At 39.2% G+C, this 22,390-nt stretch carries 23 protein-coding genes; 8 read left to right on the forward strand and 15 right to left on the reverse strand.

Annotated features, from left to right (window positions below):
* Positions 1-45 precede the first annotated feature (45 nt).
* The 5 genes from PGL02S_RS18440 to PGL02S_RS18460 all read left to right on the forward strand — a co-directional run bounded on the left by PGL02S_RS18440 (position 46) and on the right by PGL02S_RS18460 (position 6,924).
* Positions 46-1,236 carry a PD-(D/E)XK nuclease family protein gene (locus PGL02S_RS18440; protein WP_063477348.1) on the forward strand — a complete coding sequence of 397 codons (1,191 nt, stop codon included), beginning with the start codon at positions 46-48 and terminating at the stop codon, positions 1,234-1,236.
* Positions 1,237-1,514: 278 nt separating this feature from the next.
* Positions 1,515-2,843: a competence protein CoiA family protein gene (locus PGL02S_RS18445; RefSeq protein WP_063477347.1), complete on the forward strand. Its 1,329-nt coding sequence runs from the start codon at positions 1,515-1,517 to the stop codon at positions 2,841-2,843.
* Positions 2,844-2,894: 51 nt separating this feature from the next.
* On the forward strand, positions 2,895-4,898 hold the full coding sequence (locus PGL02S_RS18450) for a hypothetical protein (protein ID WP_063477346.1): 2,004 nt from the start codon (positions 2,895-2,897) through the stop codon (positions 4,896-4,898).
* Complete coding sequence (locus tag PGL02S_RS18455) at positions 4,895-5,809, forward strand: hypothetical protein (RefSeq protein WP_063477345.1); 915 nt, start codon at positions 4,895-4,897, stop codon at positions 5,807-5,809. The genes PGL02S_RS18450 and PGL02S_RS18455 overlap by 4 nt, the downstream gene beginning before the upstream one ends.
* 239 nt (positions 5,810-6,048) lie before the next feature.
* Entirely contained in the window at positions 6,049-6,924 is an 876-nt protein-coding gene (locus PGL02S_RS18460; protein WP_164762871.1) for a hypothetical protein, read from the forward strand.
* Between the two features lie 521 nt (positions 6,925-7,445).
* Here the strand turns inward: PGL02S_RS18460 and PGL02S_RS18465 are convergent.
* Positions 7,446-8,669 (reverse strand): S-layer homology domain-containing protein, encoded by a 1,224-nt coding sequence (locus PGL02S_RS18465; protein ID WP_063477343.1) that lies wholly within the window; start codon positions 8,667-8,669, stop codon positions 7,446-7,448.
* A 1,331-nt stretch (positions 8,670-10,000) separates the two neighbouring features.
* Between PGL02S_RS18465 and PGL02S_RS28865 the strand changes: the two genes are divergently transcribed.
* Both PGL02S_RS28865 and PGL02S_RS18475 read left to right on the forward strand, forming a co-directional pair.
* Positions 10,001-10,588, forward strand: a complete 588-nt coding sequence (locus tag PGL02S_RS28865; protein ID WP_063477341.1) for a hypothetical protein — start codon at positions 10,001-10,003, stop codon at positions 10,586-10,588.
* A 45-nt stretch (positions 10,589-10,633) separates the two neighbouring features.
* On the forward strand, positions 10,634-10,984 hold the full coding sequence (locus PGL02S_RS18475; protein WP_063477340.1) for a hypothetical protein: 351 nt from the start codon (positions 10,634-10,636) through the stop codon (positions 10,982-10,984).
* 291 nt (positions 10,985-11,275) lie between these two features.
* On the opposite strand, the gene xerS is transcribed toward PGL02S_RS18475, so the two are convergent.
* The 9 genes from xerS to PGL02S_RS18510 form a co-directional block, all read right to left on the reverse strand.
* Positions 11,276-12,346, reverse strand: a complete 1,071-nt coding sequence (gene xerS, locus PGL02S_RS18480; protein ID WP_063477339.1) for a tyrosine recombinase XerS — start codon at positions 12,344-12,346, stop codon at positions 11,276-11,278.
* A 557-nt stretch (positions 12,347-12,903) separates the two neighbouring features.
* Entirely contained in the window at positions 12,904-13,092 is a 189-nt protein-coding gene (locus PGL02S_RS18485) for a hypothetical protein (protein WP_063477337.1), read from the reverse strand.
* A 627-nt stretch (positions 13,093-13,719) separates the two neighbouring features.
* Entirely contained in the window at positions 13,720-14,097 is a 378-nt protein-coding gene (locus PGL02S_RS18490) for a hypothetical protein (RefSeq protein WP_063477336.1), read from the reverse strand.
* 81 nt (positions 14,098-14,178) lie between these two features.
* A complete protein-coding gene (locus PGL02S_RS18495) occupies positions 14,179-14,718 on the reverse strand; it encodes a hypothetical protein (protein ID WP_063477335.1) in 540 nt (179 codons plus the stop codon).
* Positions 14,719-14,818: 100 nt separating this feature from the next.
* Complete coding sequence (locus tag PGL02S_RS28255) at positions 14,819-14,989, reverse strand: hypothetical protein (RefSeq protein ID WP_156515012.1); 171 nt, start codon at positions 14,987-14,989, stop codon at positions 14,819-14,821.
* A gap of 151 nt (positions 14,990-15,140) precedes the next feature.
* Positions 15,141-15,299 carry a hypothetical protein gene (locus PGL02S_RS28260; RefSeq protein ID WP_164762872.1) on the reverse strand — a complete coding sequence of 53 codons (159 nt, stop codon included), beginning with the start codon at positions 15,297-15,299 and terminating at the stop codon, positions 15,141-15,143.
* 350 nt (positions 15,300-15,649) lie between these two features.
* Positions 15,650-16,552: a hypothetical protein gene (locus PGL02S_RS18500; protein WP_063477334.1), complete on the reverse strand. Its 903-nt coding sequence runs from the start codon at positions 16,550-16,552 to the stop codon at positions 15,650-15,652.
* A gap of 339 nt (positions 16,553-16,891) precedes the next feature.
* Positions 16,892-17,227, reverse strand: a complete 336-nt coding sequence (locus PGL02S_RS18505) for an excalibur calcium-binding domain-containing protein (protein WP_063477333.1) — start codon at positions 17,225-17,227, stop codon at positions 16,892-16,894.
* A gap of 271 nt (positions 17,228-17,498) precedes the next feature.
* On the reverse strand, positions 17,499-19,592 hold the full coding sequence (locus PGL02S_RS18510) for a hypothetical protein (RefSeq protein WP_063477332.1): 2,094 nt from the start codon (positions 19,590-19,592) through the stop codon (positions 17,499-17,501).
* A 539-nt stretch (positions 19,593-20,131) separates the two neighbouring features.
* Between PGL02S_RS18510 and PGL02S_RS18515 the strand changes: the two genes are divergently transcribed.
* Positions 20,132-20,461 carry a hypothetical protein gene (locus PGL02S_RS18515; RefSeq protein WP_063477331.1) on the forward strand — a complete coding sequence of 110 codons (330 nt, stop codon included), beginning with the start codon at positions 20,132-20,134 and terminating at the stop codon, positions 20,459-20,461.
* Between the two features lie 195 nt (positions 20,462-20,656).
* On the opposite strand, the gene PGL02S_RS18520 is transcribed toward PGL02S_RS18515, so the two are convergent.
* The 5 genes from PGL02S_RS18520 to PGL02S_RS18535 all read right to left on the reverse strand — a co-directional run bounded on the left by PGL02S_RS18520 (position 20,657) and on the right by PGL02S_RS18535 (position 22,310).
* Entirely contained in the window at positions 20,657-20,896 is a 240-nt protein-coding gene (locus tag PGL02S_RS18520) for a hypothetical protein (protein WP_063477330.1), read from the reverse strand.
* A 290-nt stretch (positions 20,897-21,186) separates the two neighbouring features.
* Entirely contained in the window at positions 21,187-21,363 is a 177-nt protein-coding gene (locus PGL02S_RS28265) for a hypothetical protein (RefSeq protein ID WP_156515010.1), read from the reverse strand.
* Between the two features lie 27 nt (positions 21,364-21,390).
* On the reverse strand, positions 21,391-21,744 hold the full coding sequence (locus PGL02S_RS18525) for a hypothetical protein (protein WP_063477329.1): 354 nt from the start codon (positions 21,742-21,744) through the stop codon (positions 21,391-21,393).
* 45 nt (positions 21,745-21,789) lie between these two features.
* The gene (locus PGL02S_RS18530) at positions 21,790-22,020 is read right to left on the reverse strand and encodes a hypothetical protein (RefSeq protein ID WP_063477328.1); all 231 of its coding nucleotides are present in this window, start codon (positions 22,018-22,020) and stop codon (positions 21,790-21,792) included.
* Between the two features lie 56 nt (positions 22,021-22,076).
* Positions 22,077-22,310: a hypothetical protein gene (locus PGL02S_RS18535; protein ID WP_063477327.1), complete on the reverse strand. Its 234-nt coding sequence runs from the start codon at positions 22,308-22,310 to the stop codon at positions 22,077-22,079.
* Positions 22,311-22,390 lie beyond the last annotated feature (80 nt).

Consider the following 22,390-nt stretch of genomic DNA (forward strand, 5'->3'; position numbering starts at 1 on the left):
GATCTGAAGGTAAGAATTGAAATTGAATGGAGTGCAGTGAATTCTATGGCTGAACCAAGCAAACAAAGAGAAGAGGGGAGCGGGATAGACAAATTGTCTATACTTGAAGATTCCCCGCTTTTCAATCTATCTTTATCTTCAAAAGAGCTTTTTCATAGCAACATGATCGTCTGGCTGTTTCAACAATATCCGATCCTGGGAGCTGAAATTTTATCTCATTGGATCGGGGATGATGAATCGAACTATTCGCTCGAAAGAATTACGAGAGAAGAGAAAAACAGAGATATCGTTGCATATTTCCGCAGTGATACAGGAATTGAAAGAACTCTAATTATTGAAAACAAAGTAAAAAGCCATCCCAATCGATCTCAGTTGGAGAGGTATTCGGACAATGCTGCCAAGAATGATTATTTTCTGCTTCTTAGTTTATCCATTCCAAAATATATTAAAGGTGCTTCATTTCAATTGAACAACGGGGTCACTTGGTCGTTCTTAAGTTATGAAGAGCTGGCTAATCAACTAGAAACCCTAGTTGAGAAAATAAAGAAACTCAATTTTTACCATGCGCAAATATTAGGTGACTATGTTCAATTTATTCGGCAGCTACATCACATAAGTTACTTGGCTACTGTCGATATCGTAAATGATACATATAATTGGTATAGCACAAAACATCCACTGGTCTCCCAGCTGCGTAAACTTCGTATTCATGACTTATATTTGAAGCACATCCATGCCTATTTGGCTGATGAATTGGAAGTTACAATGAAGTCAAGAGTCCCTAGCTTACCTCATACCAGTGAGACTGATTGGAAAGTTACCCCGGCTGGCCATTTCTTTACAAATTCAGGATTCACAAAGGGTACGGGACTTTCGGAAATAAAATATGCTGTTGGGTTATTACGCGGAAACGTGATCATAATTGGTGTGCAATTTCAAGGAGATCAATTTAGACTTTTTATTGAATGTGAGTCGGGGGCAAATGAAATTGCAGAAAAGCTTAATGCGGCCGGTGACTGGTTCAGGTTTAATATAGGCGGGATTACTAACAACCTAGAATACCCTTCAAAGGGAACGCTATTTAATAAGTACGGAAACACGTTTCGATATCGTTACGTGAAAATAAACTCCAACACATCTATAAAACAAATAGTAGATACGGCGGTAGAGTACATAGTTCACGCATATAATAATCAATCGGAAATTCAAGTAAAACTGGGATTGGATCCTATGTAATTGAGTTTCTTCGATGAAGAGTATCAAGGTTGCCACGATAAATGAAACCACCTATTTCATACCACATGACATTTGTTCGATTAATTATCCCCCTATGCTTTCGTACAGTAAAAAGGATGGCAACAGCCATCCTTTTTTTGTTTTCCTCATATCGACTGAACCATGTATACATGATTGGAATACCCTGGTGAAAATTATATAATCTATATAAAATTATTGTAGTAGAACAGCTCATAAAGAGTAAATCAGTTGTAGTATCCGGCAGGGAGGTACAGATTATGGATATAGGTTTCTACAATAATGAGGTTATAAATATAAAGTCCCTTCTCCTCAGTACAGAAGATAAGGATAACGCTATTGACAGGTATAGGAAAATTGCAGAAAAAGGGCATATCACCTGCCCTTTTTGTATGGAGAAGTTATACCTGCGAGCTGGTGATGTTCGTGATATCCATCTAGCTCACCGTAGAGGTCGTACATGCCAAATTGCTAAAGCTTATGATACATACCAAGCTCAAGTTACCAGAGAAAATAAGAGACACTCAGTAATTAAAGAAATAATCTACACCGATCTTAAAGGGCAGGAGCGGTTTAAAACCGATTTAAGAGTCAAGTATGGGTATGAAGAAAAAGGCCATGAATCCTGGAAACACTACCCGGATATCTACCTTAACAAGAATGGAAGAGAGTTTGCGATCTGTCTCATTACAAATATTCATGAGATTGGTGATACTAAGATTGTAAATTTAATTAATAAGCGAAATAAATATTTCGTAGATAAAGGGCTTGAGACCATTTGGTTTATAGAGGAGCGGGAACTGGCGTATGATTATGATCACAGAGTATTGTTCTTATGGGAAGCCGAGTATGGCCTTGCGATAAAGACTAAGGAAGACCGCGAGTGGGATAAGCTTGTAAAAGATTTAATCGAGGAATTCCCTAATGTCAGTGTTACGGATCTTTTTGGTTATCGTTCGTACGGTTCATTAGATATTGATGTTAGAAGTTTGTATTATGTCCACTCGGAAGGGAATAACATCACAATATCTACCCATCGAATCATTTTGGATCGAAAAAAGTCACCTTACCGTGCATATGCACTAACAAAGGGATATAAACAGAATATATCATACGCACTAATAGTTGAAGACGAAATCCTCCTCTGCGATCAAGAAATCGAGGAAAAGGCCCGCTTGGAATTTGCGAATGAAGTAGCATTCAGGGTTGACGAACTTATGAATTACACTCTGGATGAATCCGAGTTGATTGTCACAGTTGGAGAGTCAATCGAATATAGAACTGAGGAAACCAGTAAGACGACTGATTTAAAGGAAGACCATGATAGGAGATTTTCTATTGACGAGGATACCTTATCAGAAGTCCTCGTCGTCGATATTGATTTTACTGATTATCTTTTAAAGGTTAAGAGGCGAACCATAACAGTTGCAGAAGCAAGGCAATTGAATCACTATGTAAGATTGAATAAGGGTGAGCTAATTCATTATGGTTTTACCATTCAGGCACTTTCTAAAATTATAGATGAATCGATCGGAAGAATAGATGATCCTGCAATTCGCACTTGGCTTGTTGATATTCAATACTTATAAATTTCACAGGTAGTCGTTTTTACAGAAAAATTATGGGATCATGGAGGATCTATGTACAAGAGAATTCAAAGAGTAACCTTTAATTCAGCAACCTTTGCAGAGCCTATTGAGAACATTCTCTTGAACCAAAATAGACATTTTCTTAAGTCGGTCGAGTATTCGCTGTGGAAAAAATACCTTAGCGTTTTTCCTGAAGCTATGGGAATTGATGATATATATGACTATATTCAATTACACCTTGGTTTCCAGAGTGATGAAGAACCACTTGAATTTGATATCCATCCACAAGTTGTTGTGGAATTATTGGATAGCATTCTGACTTCTAAGATGGAAGAAATGATGCTTGTAACAGACTTAAAGGAGCCTTCAGATATTAAACCACTTATTCCATCAGTTACTTTCAATGAGTATCTTGAATTAGATCAACAGACAGATATTCTTAGCGTTCTCGGAGTTGTTTTCGAAACGCATCTTGAAAGTTACCCAGAACTTGAGAGAAAACCATTATATTTTATTTTATACCGGTTGCGAAATAATCTATTGTACACCTTTGATGATCGAATATTTACTACGGATCATATTGGAAAGACTTTAGATAAACTCAAAAAAAAGTTCGATGCTCTTTTATTAGATTGTGTACTTTATAATCACGGAGGCGTTCTCTCAGTTAAGATTATTCAGAGTATCTATAAAAAGTGTGAAACGCTAATAATCCATTATTTTGCTTCCGAACAGAGAGTGGGGAAGCCTCTGGAAGAGGGACGTAGAATATATGATTATGTGACTGAACTTATTAAAAACTCTAGAGAATTTGAACATTTAACCGCAAGATATATCGAGATATTTGAGAATCTATTTAAAAATGAACTGAGCGAATCTGATTTGAGGGGTTGGATTAGCCTTTATTTGAGCGATTTTTACCACATTGCTTTACAATTTGCCTCACCTACCTACGAAAAAAATAGCCTTTCAGGACGTTATTTTGAAGCTGTTCGATTGGCAATAGTTGAAGCAATTCTGGAACAAGGCGATCCAGAACTAATCATAAAGACTGAATATGACGCATTACAACCTGAGCAGTTCAAACAACTATTTGACTGGATGTACGAAGAGAACCTGAAAATTGTAAATTATACAGTATGTCTGCATGTAAAGGATCTTAAAGCTGACAGCCGTTTTTCTCGACTAGACTTGAAGGATATAGAATTTATGTCGGATGCACTTTTTGAAGGATGGCAACATGGCCTTCCATTTCAAAAAAATTTTGAAAGGCCGCATCTTGTGAGGAGTTCAGAAGATCAACAGAAAGAATACATCTGGGTACTCGTACATAATATTCTGGCTGGTATCAATGACATTCAGAGCACCTATCAACTAGCAGAGGAAAAACTCACGAGCTGTCTAAGTCTATTGTATTTCTTTTCGGCGCGAGACGATGATCATAACTTTATAATAGAAGATCAATACCTGGCTTATAATCATGATAGAAAGAAAATGCATCATGCATATGCAAGTAAAAAAGGAAATATATCTGCCAAATCCATTGATGAGCTAGATCCTGAATTAGTGGATCTTTTAGTTCGCTTTCATGACACTGAACTGAAGTGGAAGGCCGATATATTACAAGCTGCTAAAAACTTCGAGCATTATTTCCGATCAATGGGTATATCAGAACAGATGAAATATCTTAAGGCTGTAATCACAAGTCTTTTTGGAAACACGCAGGACCAAAGATCGTTAGCAGCAGCTTGTTCTGTTTTCGTTTCGGGAACAAATTATAGAGGTTCTGATGTTACATTTATAGATACGAGAGCTTGGCTATTTGATGACTTCATGGAGTTCTTTATGCTTTGTGAAACCTCGGGAAAGTTTGCATTAAAAGAACGTATTATGGAACGTTTCAAAGTGTTCTGCAAGAATGTTTTTGTGACTACGTTGGTTAATTTTGATATTCTGGATAGCAACGTTCATGCAACGATTAAAGACATAGTGGATTGGCTGTACTTCGTTTATCCTAACCATCGTCCAATCAGGGAAGAGGTGCGTGACCAATGAATACTCATTCACCTACCTACGACATAATTCCCTCTCTTGATGATCTGAATGGAGAACGTTGCTATATTTATCAGTCATCTGGTTCAAAACTATTAGCACACGGAAGCTTTGTTTTCCGACAAGGATCGTCTTTTAGAAAGAATATTGAGCAGTATGCGATGGTGGCTTCAAGTCATCTGCAAAAAGACACAAATGAGTGCCGGCTAGCGCTTAAACAAATCACAAAAGAACTTAAAGACGGAATCTATAAAGTCATTGTATTAACCCAATATGATGATAATAAGTATGCATTACTAGAGATTGAGGGTATCAACTGGGAAAACAAGCGGGGGTACTTAGAAACAAAAGTCCCAATTCCAACATTAAGTATTCAACCAATAACTAAAGATGAATATATAGAAATTTCAAAAACGACTTATGAGTTTGACTGGTCGAAACTAAACGTTCCACCAGGTTGTTCAGGGACTAAACAGTCGGATGCCTTTGAGGATCTTATAAATGAATTAATTCTTCATTCTAAGGATATCGTAAATTATGCTCGGATAGGTACCGGTGTTGATCGTGCAAGAGATGGTCAATTTGAGATAAATATGGCTTCTTGGCTTCCTAAGGTTAACGCATCGACGAGATGGATCCTTCAATGTAAGTACTCGGTAGATAAGAACACGTCCTTGGCTATTGATGAAATATACAGTGAAATGATAAAGGTCCTTATGCATAAACCTGATTATTATTTACTCGTAACAAACCGGAAAATAACAAGTGATTTTCTTGACTGGTTTAACAGTGATCTTATGTTAGAGACGAATTACTTTATTCCATATAAAAAAATACTGATTCAAAGAGAAGAACTAGAAGAGCTACTCGTGCAGCCAGAGTATATACATTTGAGGAAAAAGTTCTTCGGATGAGTTATCGTTTTTGTATCTCGGCAGTTAAAGGCAGCACTAGATACTCTCATTCTACTAAGATTAGAATAGGTGAATATATTTAGAATCTTATAGTGTAGGCTCTTTTTGGTGTCTTATACTCCCCAGTTAAGGTGAACATTATGGATCGGAATTTTCGTAATTTGTGTTCAGTAATCTCTTAAATCTTTCCGATATAAAGAGTAATTGGAGAGGGGGATAAACATATACATACCGAACGTTTGAAGTCCAAGGAAGGATTCTTATTGTTACTACTAAGTGCAATTCTACTAGTAATCAGTGGTTGCTCATCGAAGGAAGATCTTGTAGCCAGCAATATTACCATTAACATTTCGGTAAAAGAAGAGTTCGATGTTGATAATCGACTCAAATTTAGTGGAACTACTAATTTACCGAATGACATGGAGCTTATTTTATCCGTGTCTGGGGAAGAGGGATACTCTTCTCAGACTAAGGTTTATATCACTAATGGTCTATTTGAAAGTGAATGGTTCACCAATAAGGGGGAGGGGCTATCACCTGGCAGCTATAATCTTCGTCTCTCATCCCCCACAGCAAATGTGCAACCCGAATCGGTCCAAGATTTGATTGGAGAACAAGGAGCAAATTTGACTGGTGAGTACGTTGTTTCCAATGACACCTGGGGAAATATGATCGAATATACATATGCATTTCATGCAGGTAGTTTCACAAGTAGTTCAACAGATGAAGATGAAGAGATTTGGGAAACAGTTGATGAATTTTTGGCTTCGGGGCAATACGCTCTCGTAAGGGATTTCATTGATCAGATTCCCAACCCAAGCTATGATCTTCAGATGATGCATCACTTGGCCATGTACCATATTTATGGTCAGGGAGGAGAGACGGAGAAGTCATTTGAGTCTTTGTACAGCATACCGAGCAGCTATAGTGGTCGAAATGAGGACTTGATAGCCTATGAGAAAAGTTTGTACACAGATATCATAGACAGTAAAGACAGTAAAGAAGACAGTGACTTTAATATTTATGGAGAATACCAACCAGTAGAGAGTATGACACCTGAGGAAATACAAGCCGAATTAGAAGCAATCTTGAAAGAATCAATACCCGACAATTAACAAATATACCCAATGATACAATGTTTTGATGATTAGGAACATCAGAAGTTAAAGATCTTTTTGCTTCTGGTAATTCGACATCTCGATCTGATTATCAAGTAAAATGGAGACTAAACCTAAATCGAAGGAACCTACAAAATTAAAGTGGTTGTAAATGATGGTGTGGCCGTCCGAATGGACGGCCTTTTAATATACAGCTGAATAGTCATTAAAGGATAAGGCGGCATTGAAGTAAGGAGGGAAATCGTTGACATTCAAGTAAGAATGATCGTAGTTTTATATCTCGAAACAATTCTTCGTCTTTTCTCTTGGATTTTTCTTCTCAGTCTTGGGCTTCTCCTAAGGACTGAGCTCTTTTTTCAGCAACTTAATCGACCCCACCGAATCATGGGGAGCACTAACAATCTGATCAACTCTTTGTCTACACCCTTAGCTGACTCTCCGACAAGTGCATCTGAAACTCTAACGAAATAAACCCAACATACCGCTAGTTAGGAGCAGTATGCCGGTTCCGACAAGCATTAGGCGTCGTCGCGAGTTCCTCGCAGACTGAGGGGGACGATTTCACTGAACCACCATCCAGCTGCTGGAGTTTGCAGCCTAATTTCCAAATTGCTGTAATTTTGAACAGTTCCTTTTTTGGGGATAATAACGGCAGGAATGTCGGTTAAGCTATTGCGATAAAGGCGGGCAGCTGTATTCAGCACACCTTTATTAAAAAAGGCATCGCGATCAGGACTATCAAATCCATCGACCTGGAATCGTAGAATTGTATTCGGGTTATATCTTTTTGTATCTTTATTGAATACCGTTCCACCTTTGAAATACAGGACGTAACTGTTTTTCTGGTCTTTAACCATCAGGTTCTTGATCGAAGGTCGGTTATTGAACCATTTGAGCGTATTGATCGGCTTGATTAACCCAAGGTTAGGGTCATTCGGATCAGTAAGGTCGATGGCAATAAGTGCGTCGAGCTTGCCTTGATACAGTCCGTCTTTTGACGTGATGGTCATACGTTCTTCTTTCCACATTTCTTCGACCGAGGCCTTTCTAGCATGTCTCAGATCGGCTTCCGTGGTTACCCACATTTCCGGCATCACGGTGAAGATGTTTGTTCCATGCCATGCGATTTCAGCACTGCCGACCGCATACTTATCGACGTGGAGGTCAGTGCCGTTTTTCTTGGAAAGAATTCGTTCGATCACAACGATCGCCTGTGCACGCGTGGTCATCCCTTTCGGAGCGATCTGCCCTATACCGACGCCTTTAATAAGACCGGCTTTCGTAGCGAGATACATCCATTTGTCATCTTCTTTTGTCGTTTCTCCGATCGCACGAGCTACAACGCGGGCCATTTCTTCACGTGTCATGACTTTCGTCCAAGCGGCTTCGTTATCGTTGAAATCGGCGGATGCGTAAAGGCCTGCTTTGCTTGCAGCTTCAACGTACTCCGTGTACCATTTACTGCTTGCTGGCGTGGTCTCAAGTTCCAGGGCCGAGACGACCATCTTCACGAATTCCGCGCGTGTGACACTGGCGTCTGGCTTAAATGTACCGTTCGTGTATCCATCGACATAGCCTTTGGAAACGGCTTTGGTAATGGCGCTAGCGCCCCAGTGGGTCGATTTCACATCGAAAAATTGAGTTGTAGCGGCTTGAGCGTTAGGTGTCTTGATGCACATCATACTCACCATAAGTGCTGATGCCAGTGCGATTCCTGCAATTTTGATGAATTGTTTTTTCATGGTACTCTCTCCTTTTGATTAGGCGCTCTTAATTTGGGAGAACGCTCCTTTATATTTATCGTCATCATGGGCTTAGCAATTTGCTTTTCTATATACTAAAAGGTAAATAACCATACCTTGCCACGCCTTATTCGTTCTCAAATCATTCTTCTACGCGTCCCATGGCTTCGAAACGACGTGATCGTGATATTGAATTCTGTTCTTAGTGGGACAGATACGCGTTAACGTATCGATCAGAAGAATGGGTTATTAAATTTCAGGCACTGAAATCCATAAACTGAGGTAATCATTGTATACGGATCCTGCAGAGGGTTGGAATATCAAAACTGAAGTGAAAGCTTGAAGACCACTTGGGATTTCATCCAAAGTGGTCTTCATTTAGTTTAGAATTCTGTTTTTTACTTTTTTTCGTTTTTATCAGGAACTTGTTTGATAGCGGAACCTTAGATGGAAAGAACGACAAGATTACCGTTACTTTTCAAAAGAAATTCTACACCTTGGACCCCAAAAATCAAATCGTTTGGAATAACCGCACATACTACCCTACCAGAAAACTTGTGACTGGTATCGGTCTAAAACTATTGACCAAAAGCAACGAGCAGGCTGCAGATGATTGGAAGGAGTTTCAAATCATCGAATAGCGATCGGACGTATTCAAGTTACTCTAAAACAATAGAGAATCGCTAGGTAAACGGAGAAGACTAACGAAAGCCCACCTCACGAGGTGGGTTTTCGTTTAGTTTTCGACTGATCAAACAAAATAGTATGTTCGGGTGTTTGGGACGGTTTGGGCTACGAAATTCGGATATTCGATCTTGGGAATTTGAGGCGTATGGTCCTGAACAGTGAGCATCAGATATCCGGATTCGTAGTTGATCAATGAGTAAAGGACACATTCTCGTTAGTGATGTGTCCTTTACTTATGTTATCAGCATCCATAATGAAACAAAATTAAATTGAAACTATTCATATCTTAAATTCGGATTAACTATCCTCTATTAACAGCATTTAAACGATATTTCGATAAATTTTGTGTGAATCCCGGTTATGTTATTACGTTTCAGAGAAGTTCTTGGAAATAGACTACAAACGAAACGTTAGAAAAATCATAACTAAGTTCATAATAGATGCGTTATTTATTGGAGAGGGATGATTACACCGACTAGGTTGATAAAACTTAATACCTCAATCTACTAATATATTACTTGTTTTACAAATATAAACTATTGTGTTAAGGTTGTTTTGTAAACACTTCCAATTGTTAGGGGGTTGTGAGATAGTACGATACATTTACTAAAGTTTCATAAATAACGATTGAGGAGGATTTTTCAATGAAAAAAATGCTTGTAACAATGTTGGTAGTTATATTGACATCTGTAGGTTTACATACTGGTAGTGTCTCTAATGTAGAGGCTGCTGAAAACGATTGGGTAAATGGATTTCCGCCATATTCTGAAATTGTGAATACAGACTCAATTCTAAGTGAACTTACTGAGGAAGAATATCACGAGGCAGTAAGAAATGCTATTCCTATAGAATCATTGATGGTAGAACCCACAGAAACTCAACCAGAAGGAAATATTAAACCTATGGCTAATATGTCTTGGGCTTTTGATAATTTGCAACCACCCGGTCCATCTGGTGGGGCCCACTTCTCAGGTGAATTCACTTCTTCAGCAACTAAATTCAAGATTACTGTTGTTCAGTGGGCTACTAATAGTAACAAAGCCCCCTCTGTGAATTATACACTCGTCAACAGAGATTACTTTGGAACGCCAGCCCTCATCTATGGGAGATTTACACATACGAACGAAACAAAAGAGATATGGAACGTACCTCCTGGTACATACCAAGTAATGGTAACAAATTTGAACGATTTTCCAATTTCAGGGAATGGATATATTGATGCTATCTTTTAAGTATTTCCTCAACAACAAATAACATCTTAGAAGGGGTGAGTGATCATGAATAAGAAGTTTTTAAGAAGAACTATAATCATTGCATCATGTTGTTTTGTATTAATGAGCGCTTTTTTTATAATCAGAGAACTTATAGATAATAAGCAAGTTATAGACTCGACTATTAATGACACCACTCCACCAAAAAAAGCATTACCAGATTGGCAAATTGAATACGACAGAAAAGCTCGAACAGAACCGGTGGAAAGTGTAGCAACTGAACATGGAGAATTTTATTATGCACCTTTTCCAAAACAATTTCCACGAGAGGAAGTTGTTAGAGGAGATATTGGTGAGGAAGTGACCGAAGATACAAAACAGTTGATAATAAGAGGATATTATTACGAAAAAAAATAAAAATAATATCATCGTATACGGATTTCTCCGGTCTAACCTTCAAAGATGAAGGCTAGAAAGTGAAAAGCTTTCCAAGAAGCAAGCGGGACTGACCCTATTGCGTGAACAAAAACACCTTCAAGAGATGTCCATGTTTTTAGAAATGGAGACAACCTTGGAGGTGTTTTTGCGCACCTATATATCAAACTCTGAGGATGCCGATAAAGGATGAAAAAAGGAAGAGGAGCAAGATCAACTCACTTACTGGGTTCTAGACCTTAGGGATTAACTATTCGCTCTAATAACAGAATTTCAACTGTCGGCCTTGTTTACCGAATGACGTCGATCCTCTTGTGCAATATGAGTATAGATCATAGTCGTGTTCATATCGGAATGACCGAGCTGCTCCTTTAACTTGGCAAGATCATTATTCTCCTGATGAAACTTCGTCGCAAATGTATGACGCAGTTTGTGGATCGTCAAAGCAGGCCGGCCGAACGAATCAACGTACCGCTCAAGCATTTTCTGCGCGGCCCGAACGGTCAGGCGGCTAACGGTTCCGCTCGGTCCAGTGGGGAGGGAGAGGAACACGGCCGTCTGGTTGTCACCGACGCGGTAACGGTTTTTTCGTATCGCCACATAGGACTGGAGATCCTGAAGTGCAATATCGCTAATCGTTACGCTGTCCTTTTTATTGCCTTTTCGAGTCACAGAGACTTTTGCTTTCAACCAGTCGATATCGTCAAGATCAAGCGAGAGGGCTTCTGATATGCGGAGTCCGGACCCTAGAATAAGGCTGACCAAAGCCAAATCCCGTTCCTTGTTTTTTATATGGGAGTTAAAGATACGCTTGTTGGGCTCACATACGCCCTGGAAGCCTTCAGCTACAAACACTCGAAAATCAAAAATTTCATCATCTCGCAGAATTTTATCCTCGATACGAGCCGCCTTTTTCTCCACTGTGAGTTTTTCCTTGTCGGCCTCGACCTTAATCATGACATTCCGCTTCAGGTAAGGAAATCCTTGATCATCTTCCGAAATCTGCGACAGGAAATGGAATAACGATTTGAGAGAGGCGAATTTACGTGCAATCGTATCCTTTGAATTTCCATGTTCAATCGAAAGGAAATCAGCGTATCGTTCGACGTCTGCTGCTCGAAGGCTCTCCAGCACATCAAGCGGGAGATCCCCGCGCTCCCCTTGGTAGAAGCCCTCGGAGATGAGCCAATTGAAGAATGAGATATAATCAAGACTGTAATTCAGCAGCGTATTTGGCGACTTCTTGCGCTTGCTGCGCTCTATGTATTCCTGGGCGTACCACGGGAGTTCGATCATTTTGCTGTCGGTTTTTTTGAATAGGCGTTTACGTTCGTCGATGTGCATTGTGACCTCCACAAGTTCAAAGTTAATAACGCATACATTGGTAAATTTCGAATTGCGTAAGGGATTGGCCTCGTAAAGCTAAAGGAAATTGTATAATGAAATTCGCGCCAATTTTTTCAATAAAGAAGATTCTCTCAGTTCGAATGACGTCATCCACATAGCACTCACTTGCATTAACTAGATCCAGAAATCTAAGTCCGTCTCTAAGTAATCCTTTAACGGAAATAGGGACGGTTTTCCATTCGTCATTATCGTTTTTAAATGTTACATGATAGCGATGCTTAGGTTCGTATTGCATATATCCTCCAAAAAAGGTGGCTTATAGGAAAATTGCGTATAAACCGATGACTATGTAATCTTTAACGGCATTAAATAGTGTTATGCTATGCTGCTACTACATATATATTGTACCAAACATAAGTTCCATTTACTATGATTTCGTCTAACTTGAGTTATACGTAATTAAGATTAATTGACAAATACAACTTCCACATCGGAAATTGTTAATTGACAATGTTGCTTTAGAACATTTCGTATAGCTCTTTCACCCTTTTCGGTTAATATCTAATGGTATAAATTATTACCCCAAAGATAATAGCCACAATAATAAAGAGCCCTGCAGCCCCTAGAGTCATTAACATATCGCTTAATAATCCACGTTGTTTTAATCCATTAAGCTTTTCCTTTGCTTTTCTTTCAGACACATCTTGTTGGATTTGATCTAGATTCTCAGGGCCCATAACCATTAGTAATCCCCCTGTGCTTGTTTTTTCTATTTTACCACAATTAATAAAAATAATGATTAATTTGTAAATTTTAATGGTTTTTAAGTGGTTACTTAGATGTCCGGTTGAATTGGAATATCTTAGGGCAAGACCTATATATCAATCGTATAACTTTTCCGGCCAAAAGAGGATTCATGTATCAAGCCATTGAATGTACCATTCATAATGACGACGGGGTTTTGAGTTAAATGACGAACATACAACGACGTGACGAATGGACATGATAGGGTTGACGACGGATGATGACGGGAAGAGAGGTGAGTCATGGATATTAAGCGAACATATTCTCTTGTAGATATAGCCGAGCGATTGGGAAGGCCACGGACAACGCTTGCGGATTGGTCACGTCAATTCCGGGAGTTGTCATAGCCTCTATTACCGCCATTTACAGGGGGAGATTTGTGTCATTCTTCATTCCGCTCACCATGAGGGTTAATTTGTGTTACTACTTCAAACGTTTCATTAATGGTGCCGGCGCTCCACCGCAGCTTCCAGATCCTCGGTACCAGGAGTCGTATAGATCATCGTCCCAGCTGCGCAACGTCCTGGTATATCCAGGGGTAACGTCGCTGCAGCAACGAAATAGGTCTATCCTTCATCAATGTTTTTAAATCCAGCTGCTTTCAGAATATCTAAGTATTCCTGAGTGGCATCCTTTTCTTGAATTTTTTTTGTTTCAGCAAAGACGAATAATGCTTTGGCAACAGAATGGCCATCATAATCATTCTCCATCGCCACGCCAATTTTTTCTGCATTATAGCTAACCTGTCTAAGATCGCCAATAATCAATCCAGCATTCCAATCGGGGATACAAATAAACCATTGGCCAAAAGACGCTTGACCAAAATAAAGAGAAATACCTGATCCCCTTGCACTGATATCTAGCGAATAATGATTACCATACTCTTTATAGTTTTTGATCTTCCCTTGCCAGGTTGTTTTTCCATTTGAACAATTGAACTCCATTCTTCATTCACTCCCGAATTTTATTTGATTTGAATTTATGTCCAGCTGATCGACTCCACCACAGCCGCCACATCCGCTCTTTCATTTTAAAGTCTCACGGCCACTCTTGTTATTGCCAGGCTCCATGATACAGCGGACTAAAGGATACTTTTTACGTTTCCATGCCTCTATCTTGTAGAAAGTAGCCCCAATACTTGTACATTTATAAGCCAACCATTGCAACGGATTTGCCCGTCGAATCTCTATTGAAATATTCATATTTTTTGCCAGTTCATGAAGCCGTTCTTCCTTGTAATGATCAGTATAAAATAATACACTAACCCCCTTTTTCAAAGCTAGTCGTCGAATTTTTGCCGCTCTTATGGCAATCATATTCCAATCCGTGAGGGATCCAATATGAAATTCAAACGTATTAAACAACCGATTGTACCATATACCGTGTCCGTATCTTTTGTTGGAAATGGTTACTTCGACAATAGGATAAATAATAGCAGCTATTAAAAAAAAAAGAGAAATTGATGTACCGAGAATATTAGCTCGAAAAGCAAAAAAACTCCCGATAATAGCCATAGTGAATGATAATGAAAATACAAACTCGGTTATCTGCAATCTTATTTTCAATTGCGTTCTTCTCCCTCGGTGATTTGTTTAGTGTTTTAATTTCTCCAACAAGCACACAGGTCGCGGCCGACAGCTGGCCAAAATAAACCTTCCTCTCATATTACTTATTCATTTTTCTTTTCACCTCATACAACTCTCCAGACAAATAGGCTATTAACCCTGCTGAAACGTACAAGGCAATCCAATCGCCGTCTGCTCCAATAATTTTCGGAAGAAATTCAGAAGCACCTATAATAAGAAAGACAACGAATAGCATAATGACAATTTTCAAAATGAACAACTCCTTTTAAGAGGGATAAGAATATATTTCCCGGTGTAACGCTACAGTAGAATTCTCAGCCGATGAATTCGGCTCGCTTCTTCCATTATATCTCATCTTATCATCTCCTACATAGAAGACGGCGAATGACGCATGGTCAATTTCACCGATAAAAGGAAAAACGGACTATACAAGCCAAATTCAGTCCGTTTCTTCTGCTATCCCCGTTCAAGTTCAAGCTGCTGTTCAACAGCTGAAGGACGGTCATTTCGCCGAGATCGATGTTGATGAACTCGATCAACGGAACCTCATTTGTTGTCATATTGGACTTGAGCATGAGCTTGGATTCCAGTCGACCGTGACTTGCCCTGGGCCTGTGTGTGGAGAAGAAGTTCTCATATACCGGTGTTCAGGTTGTACTCCATGCTCGCGGATTGTAACGTCCGATCGACCAGCCTTCAGTTTCCTTGAACGTCGAGGGTCCATATCGGTGGACGGCAGCACCGTTACCGGAGAGCTAATCGTAGTGTTCACAGCTGGCCCAATCCCCAATCAGCGCATTATTGAAACTCTCTTCTTCTCTGCCTGTCCTAAGCGTGAAAAGGGCTGTTTCCGAACGAATAAATTAAAAATAAAAAAAGGAGCAAATGTCAACGCATTGCTCCCTCTCATCTATTTTCTATCGTTGTCCTTGTTAATTAAAGGACTTTTGTCCCGCTCTTCAATCTTTCCCGGATCAAAGATTTCTTCTTGGTTTAACATGTGTGGTGGGAATTTTTCATCTGTCATGTGTACCGGTGTAATTTTTGACGTAGAATTATCCTTGAGGAAGACGTTCCCAGTATCGTCTTTTCCAAATGTGTAAGACCATTTAGTCAGTGGTTTATTTTCTCCAACGGTAAATTCTTCAACTGTTCTTCCTTCTACCCTTAATGCTGATCCGACTATAAAAGAAACATTCATCACAGAAGAAATACCTTCAATTTGGTAAACAGTTGGTCCAAGTTCTTTCAGTCTACCAATTATTTCACGCTCAACCACATCAGTGGCAGTTCGAACGTTATAACCCTTATCCAGTGCATTCTTAAATATCTTCGATAACGGAGTCAACGTTTCCTTAAACTTTGACTGGTTCGTAATTATAACTCCGCTTCCTATTACTTCATTTTCAAAACATAAGTCCGGAACAAGATTATAAACACGCTTTGTTCCATCTGATAATGCATCGATACGGAACATTTTATTTGTCCCACTAGCAACATCTAAATAAACTCCTATAATGGCCGATTGAACATTATGTGGCTGTCGATCAAAAAAATCAATAATAGACTGATACAACACTCCATGAGGATCATCAACGTTTTGAAGCGTAATCTGATTTATTTTGGGCTCAAGTATGTTTTTTAAATTGCCTAGGGTGAAAACCGCCCCAGCCATATAAAGAGCTAGACTGTTATCTACAAAGACAAACTTCTGAGCAATATCAAACTGTTCACCAGTATTCGTTTTTGTTAAACGAAAATCACCAATTACACAGCCATAATTCCCGACCTTAACACCTGCAATTAGAGTCATGACTCTTTTACCCCTTTATATTTTTTGAAATGATTTTACATGAAGTGCTTACTCAGGCGGCTAATCTGTCTGAATTCCATCCAATTCCTTATAAACTCTACGCCATTCTTTTTTCAGTCAATCAGGAGGCAAACCAATTAGTTGCGCTATGGATTCAAGAGAACATCATTCATGTCTTTTTCGATTTTCTCAAATTACCTTATGTCAGTTAAGGTCATACCCATCATGTAGGCTACTTCCTTCTGTGTGTACTTCTGTACCCTTCTTGCTTTAACGATCTGTTCATGTAAGTATCTTTTAGCCATCACTAATGCTCACTCCTTTGTTTAGCTGACGGGTTTACTCACATGCTACACCATCCCCATCACGATCTAATGCGTATCTGTAGCCAGCTTCGTTTTTATATAAAGGAGCAACATTCGCAACCCTTGCTTCAGAGCAGTTGTTGTAATAAACATGATCAGAGTCTTTCTGGTTATTTATCCCCGCAGCCATTATAAACAGCCAAGGTATTAAAGCAGAAATTCCCCATAAATATGTCCTTGTTTTAAACTTTGAAACTCTCTTCATGTCTTCTGCATTAAGCCACTTAAACCCACTAATTATGAACATTAACATATTCAGAGTTATTATAGCTGATATCGCATACTCAAGAACAGAAAGTTCTTCGTTCAAGTATAGAGCCTCCTAAAAATATTGATTTTCAAAACGCCCTCATTATTAACGGAAGCAAACGTTCTTACCTAGAGGTTAATTATGTTGAAAATGTTAAATGGAAATGGGTTGTATAGAGTTCAAGATTTATTATGACTGATCGTGAGGCGACCGATCTTGGACTCACTTGGTTGGATGGTGGGTTGTTTTAGATGACAGGCACGACGTAAGGAATACTCAAATTCAAGGTGTGCCCGCTTCCCATAGGGAAAACGGGCACGCTGATTAATCATTAATCATAATAATACATTCGGTCCAGTAGATTATCTAATTCTTTCTTCAGATACTTCCGCATTTCTACGCGCCAATATTCACGGTTGCTGAATTTCGAATGAAACAGTTGAATATTTTCATGGAAACCTTTATCCCACGAATTAAAATAATATTTGCTCTCCATCTCCGTACGAAACGCATCGTAACTCAGCGCTATAGCGATCCTAGAGATAATTTGAGATTTTTGCTGAATGTAAATCTCCACAAGCCGTTCCGGCGCTTCGTTTATAGCCTTTTTTCCGGTCTCAGTCTGTTTCAAGTTTTCAAAGGAGATGTCAAAATGCATGCTCCAATCTTGAAAAAATGCGATTATCCACTTTTGAAGCATGTTCCGGATGTGCAACCTAAAATCAGCATACACGTTAGCCTGGGTTACATGCCCTACCCCGATTCGGTGTTTAAAGAGGAAAGTTTGTACCGACCTACCATGGTACACCTTATTAGGATCTGCATATTTCAAGTATTGCGTCAATCCTTCCTTCTCATTGAGATCAACCATATGTTTGGAGAATTCATCCAGTACGTGGACCATATATCCGTCCATGTTACTCTCCATGGCAGGATGAAGCGGGTTTGTTCCTTGTAACCACATTCGGCCGGCCAAAGGGGGCATATATGCATCATATACTTCACGGGAGAGGCTCAAGAGAGTCTCAAAAAGTCTCTCCTTCCCCATGTTTTTCTCGGCAAAGAAATCCGTCAAGCTATTGAGAGTGTGCAAATCAAGAGACACGAAATCAATCAGATCTGAACTGCCGAGTTCCTGTGAGAGTTCATCCTCTTCCCGCTTCAGCTCATCCAGATATGCTTGATACGCAGCCTGGGCGTAGGAATCCGTACTCTCTCCCTTCATGAAATTCGTGTCCCCGATTGCTATCATCCGGTCTTTCTTCATCTTCTCATACAATACAAGGTCAGATCGAGTACGTAAGATCTTTTTCGGCATGTTCTCAAGAGTTTTCTTATTCGAAGCCAGGAGCTCCTTACAAATATCGTAGATGGTTGGACGCTCATCTGCACCACATAGAAACAAAAAGGCATCAAAACGTTGAGTCAACACATGGTTCAAGGCATTTTCAATATCGTCTTTTTCCTCTCCAATTTGAGTGAGTCCAGGCGTATCCAAAATGTTAATCTTCAGAAGTTTTCCGGGATACTTAGATTCTGGATACACGCGTTTAAAAGCTTCATGGAAATCATCTGAAGGCGCAACCGCGTAAGCGAGCTCCTCTACAACCAAAGAATAAGGACTAGAAGGATCGTATGTTTGTTTAATCAGATTCTCAACCTGATCAGCATTTACAAAACTATCTAACACAATGTGATCCTCATCCAGCAACTGCTGGTTACAGATTTCAAGGATATCGGTTTTTATGGATGCATATAATTGTTCAAACCATTGGTAGAGCAATTTAATACCCGCCTCGCACCGTATATCTAGCCGTTCGTTGATGACTTTATCATAAAAGTCGCGCTTCTTTGGTTTGGGATGAAGCGACTTCCCTTCCTTTTCGCGTTCCCTGACTTCTTCACGAAGCCCATCCGTGACCATTAAATACAGATTCTGAAGCTTTTCCCGAAGGGAATTAAGAGTCGGAAATCCGGTTACTATGTCTGTATTTTTCATTTGAACGTAACTGTAATAATGATACGCCCTGTTTTTCGGATCTAGGATGTTTCTAAGGACTGTTTCATCCACTTCAGTATCCTCAAGGTCATCTCGGTAGGAATAAATGAATTCGATAAGCGTCTCGGTCAACTCGGCCTTAATAGGCAGAGGATCGAATGGTTTCGTCTTTATACGAATCAACACCTTATCTTGCATCAGTTTCCCATTCAGCATGAGTTTGGTGTTGATTAAGCTCGTTTGTTTGATGCCCACATTCCGTGCCAGTAGTCTGTTACTTGAATTCGGCAATACAGCAGTCAGAGTGGACGACTTCCCAGATCCGGATGGACCGGTGGCCACAATGGTTGGCGCAGCGTCTTGGTTACGAAAAAAGCCGCGTAGGTTCGTAACGGAGTCCAGATTAATGTGCTTTGGGTGGATCATATCTTCATCCTCCTAAAATGATGTGATGATCCCAAAATCGCATTGCTGATCCTACACACGGCATAATCATAAGAAGTAGAAAAAAGAGGCATGGTCAAGATAGACCATGCCTCTTTTGTAAGAGAACCCGGGCCATCAAAGTCTGTACGAAGCAGACTTACAGAACGAGATTCGCGTTTTCGAGGTTCGCGATGTTCTGGTGCAGTGCATGATGCGCTTTGAAATTACTTCCATCATACTAAGACTAACCAGGGTTTACCAGGAGTGATTACAGCCAAAAACTGAAAGAAATTAAGTAATAGTGCTCCGAATTCTTGATCTATCTTAATATTACTTACTACTACGCACTTTTTCACAGGTTTTTAGGACTCCAAGCGAAAATTTTCTATTGAAATCTTTTCATATGCAGCTTCCACTGCTTGTCTTTCTGAATAAAAATTAATAATAATTGAAAAAATATGTAAAATAATTACTTTTGAAATTTAAATTGGAATGATATCTTTATTAAGAAATCATTCCCATTTTAAGGAGCTGGTCGTGTGATTAGGAAAAATCTTGTGCTCAAATGTTTGTTAGTCTCAACGATTCTTCTGGCATCTATGAGTGGTATTGCGAGTGCCTCGGATAGCATTTCTACCACTGGACTATCCATCAATCCAAACTCTGTTGCTGCAGCAGCAGTTGAAAAAAAGTATGTAACTGGTGTTACGAGAAAATTTGCCAAAGATGCAACTATCCCTGCAACTACCTTACATGAATTTTATGATTCAAGAGGTAAATGGGCTGGAGTGCTGACTAGGTATGATATTACGGAGTCAGGTGACTTCTATATTGCTTATTATCAAGGGTATGTATACTTAGAAAACTGAGTAACTTGATGAGCCGTTATTTGTACTTAACGGCTCATTTTTATCTCTCACACTCTTAAGAAATTATGGCATTGAACTTCTCTGCGAGAGTCCAGCGTATTCCGTGAAAATAAAATACGATAATGAAAATAGTGAACCTACCGCGAATACGACAGCACTTATAATTTCAAAGTGACTGATAAAGTCTTCATTTCATCATCCAACAACTTGGTATTCAATGAGTTTCTTTTTATTTAGAATCCATGCATAGTTTTCACAATCACTCTCTTCCCTTTCTAAATCCTCTTCGCTTATATGGGGTCTAAGCTGCTCCGAGTAATCTTCAAACGTACCAGGATCATCCCCCATTTCTTTACACCAAGGAAGATGATCGCTCTCCCATAACATACGGATATGTTCATCTATTGATCGCTTTTTCTTTTTCGAACTATTCATCCTAATACACTCTCTTATTCATTTTGTTTCATCGCATCTACATCCGTACAGTTGCTTATAATCTTCGACAATACATTTTTTCTTCTTCGCGGCGATATTCTTTAGCCTGTCTATCTTCATAATTACTATCATGTTTCTAAGTAACGAAATCAAAAGTTGTTCCCGTTATATTCCTGGATATTATGATGTAAGTGCAAACGGCCATCCATTTTAAATAGGTCGTAGCATACCTGCCCTAACAGAATTGAATAACCATTATATTTTTCTTCAATCTCACTTAATATATGTGTTTATTGGCCCTTTCTAGGTTTAATATCAATCCAGCTAAATAATAGGCACACTACAATTACAAAGGGCAGCAGCCACCAATCGCTCATTTCTTTTTTCAGCATCAGGCTCTTAATCAGCCAACCTGAGACAACGCTGCCTGAAATTACGATTAATTCATGCCATTGGATTTTTTTCATCCATCTTCACCTCTCACAACCCCGTATTCATTGAAGTACATCGACATCTTCTACCAGGAGCAAAGGAAAAGTATAATCCGTAATCTGGGAGTTTAGGAATGATTGAGCAGCGTCCACATGAGTGGGGTCAATCTCTAAATACCAACGAACATGATAGGCAGTTTCATTATCATTCCAAGGAAACCGTCTATAGATATCCTGGATACGTACCGGTGGGTTTAAGACCGTCATAAGCTCCTCTCGTAACTGCCCGTAGGTAACTTTTTTTAAATCATTTTTTAGGGCGCACTCGTAACCTTTGTTTTTTAGAAAATCCATTAATGATTTAATGATTTCTTTCGGCATCTCTTTATTTTTAGTGAATTGTGTATATTCCAGCAATTCATATCTCCTCATAGAAACGTTCCTTTCTATGAACACTTTTATTCATTGAAGATTATTAGCTAAGTCATCATCTAATGCTTCATTTTCCGATTTACAGCTACAGCAAAGGTACCCGTATAGAGTCGTTTTCTTGCTGTCTTGGATCACATTATTTTTACAGCATTCATCCAATCGACTTCCGCACTCAAAACATAATTCGGCCTTATTTTCAGAACGATTATCCAGTGTTCTATCGATTCCAATTATAAGTTTCGGGTCAACTTTAATGGGCATTAGCTTGTCCTCCCCTTCACAACCACGTATTCAATATGTTTCCTACTAATCAAGACCTACCCATCTTGACGCAAAAGCCTTCTGAGGATTTTTTCTTCGATCTCTTCGCCCTCATCCCAGATCCGTTCACGCTCTGCTAGTATTCCCTTCTTAAACAAATGAAGTAGTTCATCGTTGGGTCTAACATGATCTACTTGAGTGACGGTACCACTAAACTTAACCGTATAACAGTCAGTACCATCGGTCGATTTTGAATGTTCTACATTAGCGGGAGTTTGAATATTTTCCATTAATCAAATACACCGTCCTATTCATTTTGTATCTTTTGATAGCCAATCAGTCACAGCTTGCATACCTTGGCAAAATAAAT

Source organism: Paenibacillus glucanolyticus NBRC 15330 (genome assembly GCF_004000885.1).
Classification (GTDB): Bacteria; Bacillota; Bacilli; order Paenibacillales; family Paenibacillaceae; genus Paenibacillus_AQ; species Paenibacillus_AQ glucanolyticus.

Excerpts from the sequence above, each read along its gene's own strand:
- PGL02S_RS18440 (WP_063477348.1), top strand. The coding sequence starts at position 46 with ATGGCTGAACCAAGCAAACAAAGAGAAGAGGGGAGCGGGATAGACAAA.
- PGL02S_RS18445 (WP_063477347.1), top strand. The coding sequence starts at position 1,515 with ATGGATATAGGTTTCTACAATAATGAGGTTATAAATATAAAGTCCCTT.
- PGL02S_RS18450 (WP_063477346.1), top strand. The coding sequence starts at position 2,895 with ATGTACAAGAGAATTCAAAGAGTAACCTTTAATTCAGCAACCTTTGCA.
- PGL02S_RS18455 (WP_063477345.1), top strand. The coding sequence starts at position 4,895 with ATGAATACTCATTCACCTACCTACGACATAATTCCCTCTCTTGATGAT.
- PGL02S_RS18465 (WP_063477343.1), bottom strand. The coding sequence starts at position 8,669 with ATGAAAAAACAATTCATCAAAATTGCAGGAATCGCACTGGCATCAGCA.
- PGL02S_RS28865 (WP_063477341.1), top strand. The coding sequence starts at position 10,001 with ATGAAAAAAATGCTTGTAACAATGTTGGTAGTTATATTGACATCTGTA.
- PGL02S_RS18475 (WP_063477340.1), top strand. The coding sequence starts at position 10,634 with ATGAATAAGAAGTTTTTAAGAAGAACTATAATCATTGCATCATGTTGT.
- xerS (WP_063477339.1), bottom strand. The coding sequence starts at position 12,346 with ATGCACATCGACGAACGTAAACGCCTATTCAAAAAAACCGACAGCAAA.
- PGL02S_RS18485 (WP_063477337.1), bottom strand. The coding sequence starts at position 13,092 with ATGGTTATGGGCCCTGAGAATCTAGATCAAATCCAACAAGATGTGTCT.
- PGL02S_RS18490 (WP_063477336.1), bottom strand. The coding sequence starts at position 14,097 with ATGGAGTTCAATTGTTCAAATGGAAAAACAACCTGGCAAGGGAAGATC.
- PGL02S_RS28260 (WP_164762872.1), bottom strand. The coding sequence starts at position 15,299 with ATGACAACAAATGAGGTTCCGTTGATCGAGTTCATCAACATCGATCTC.
- PGL02S_RS18500 (WP_063477334.1), bottom strand. The coding sequence starts at position 16,552 with ATGACTCTAATTGCAGGTGTTAAGGTCGGGAATTATGGCTGTGTAATT.
- PGL02S_RS18510 (WP_063477332.1), bottom strand. The coding sequence starts at position 19,592 with ATGATCCACCCAAAGCACATTAATCTGGACTCCGTTACGAACCTACGC.
- PGL02S_RS18520 (WP_063477330.1), bottom strand. The coding sequence starts at position 20,896 with ATGAATAGTTCGAAAAAGAAAAAGCGATCAATAGATGAACATATCCGT.
- PGL02S_RS28265 (WP_156515010.1), bottom strand. The coding sequence starts at position 21,363 with ATGAAAAAAATCCAATGGCATGAATTAATCGTAATTTCAGGCAGCGTT.
- PGL02S_RS18530 (WP_063477328.1), bottom strand. The coding sequence starts at position 22,020 with ATGCCCATTAAAGTTGACCCGAAACTTATAATTGGAATCGATAGAACA.
- PGL02S_RS18535 (WP_063477327.1), bottom strand. The coding sequence starts at position 22,310 with ATGGAAAATATTCAAACTCCCGCTAATGTAGAACATTCAAAATCGACC.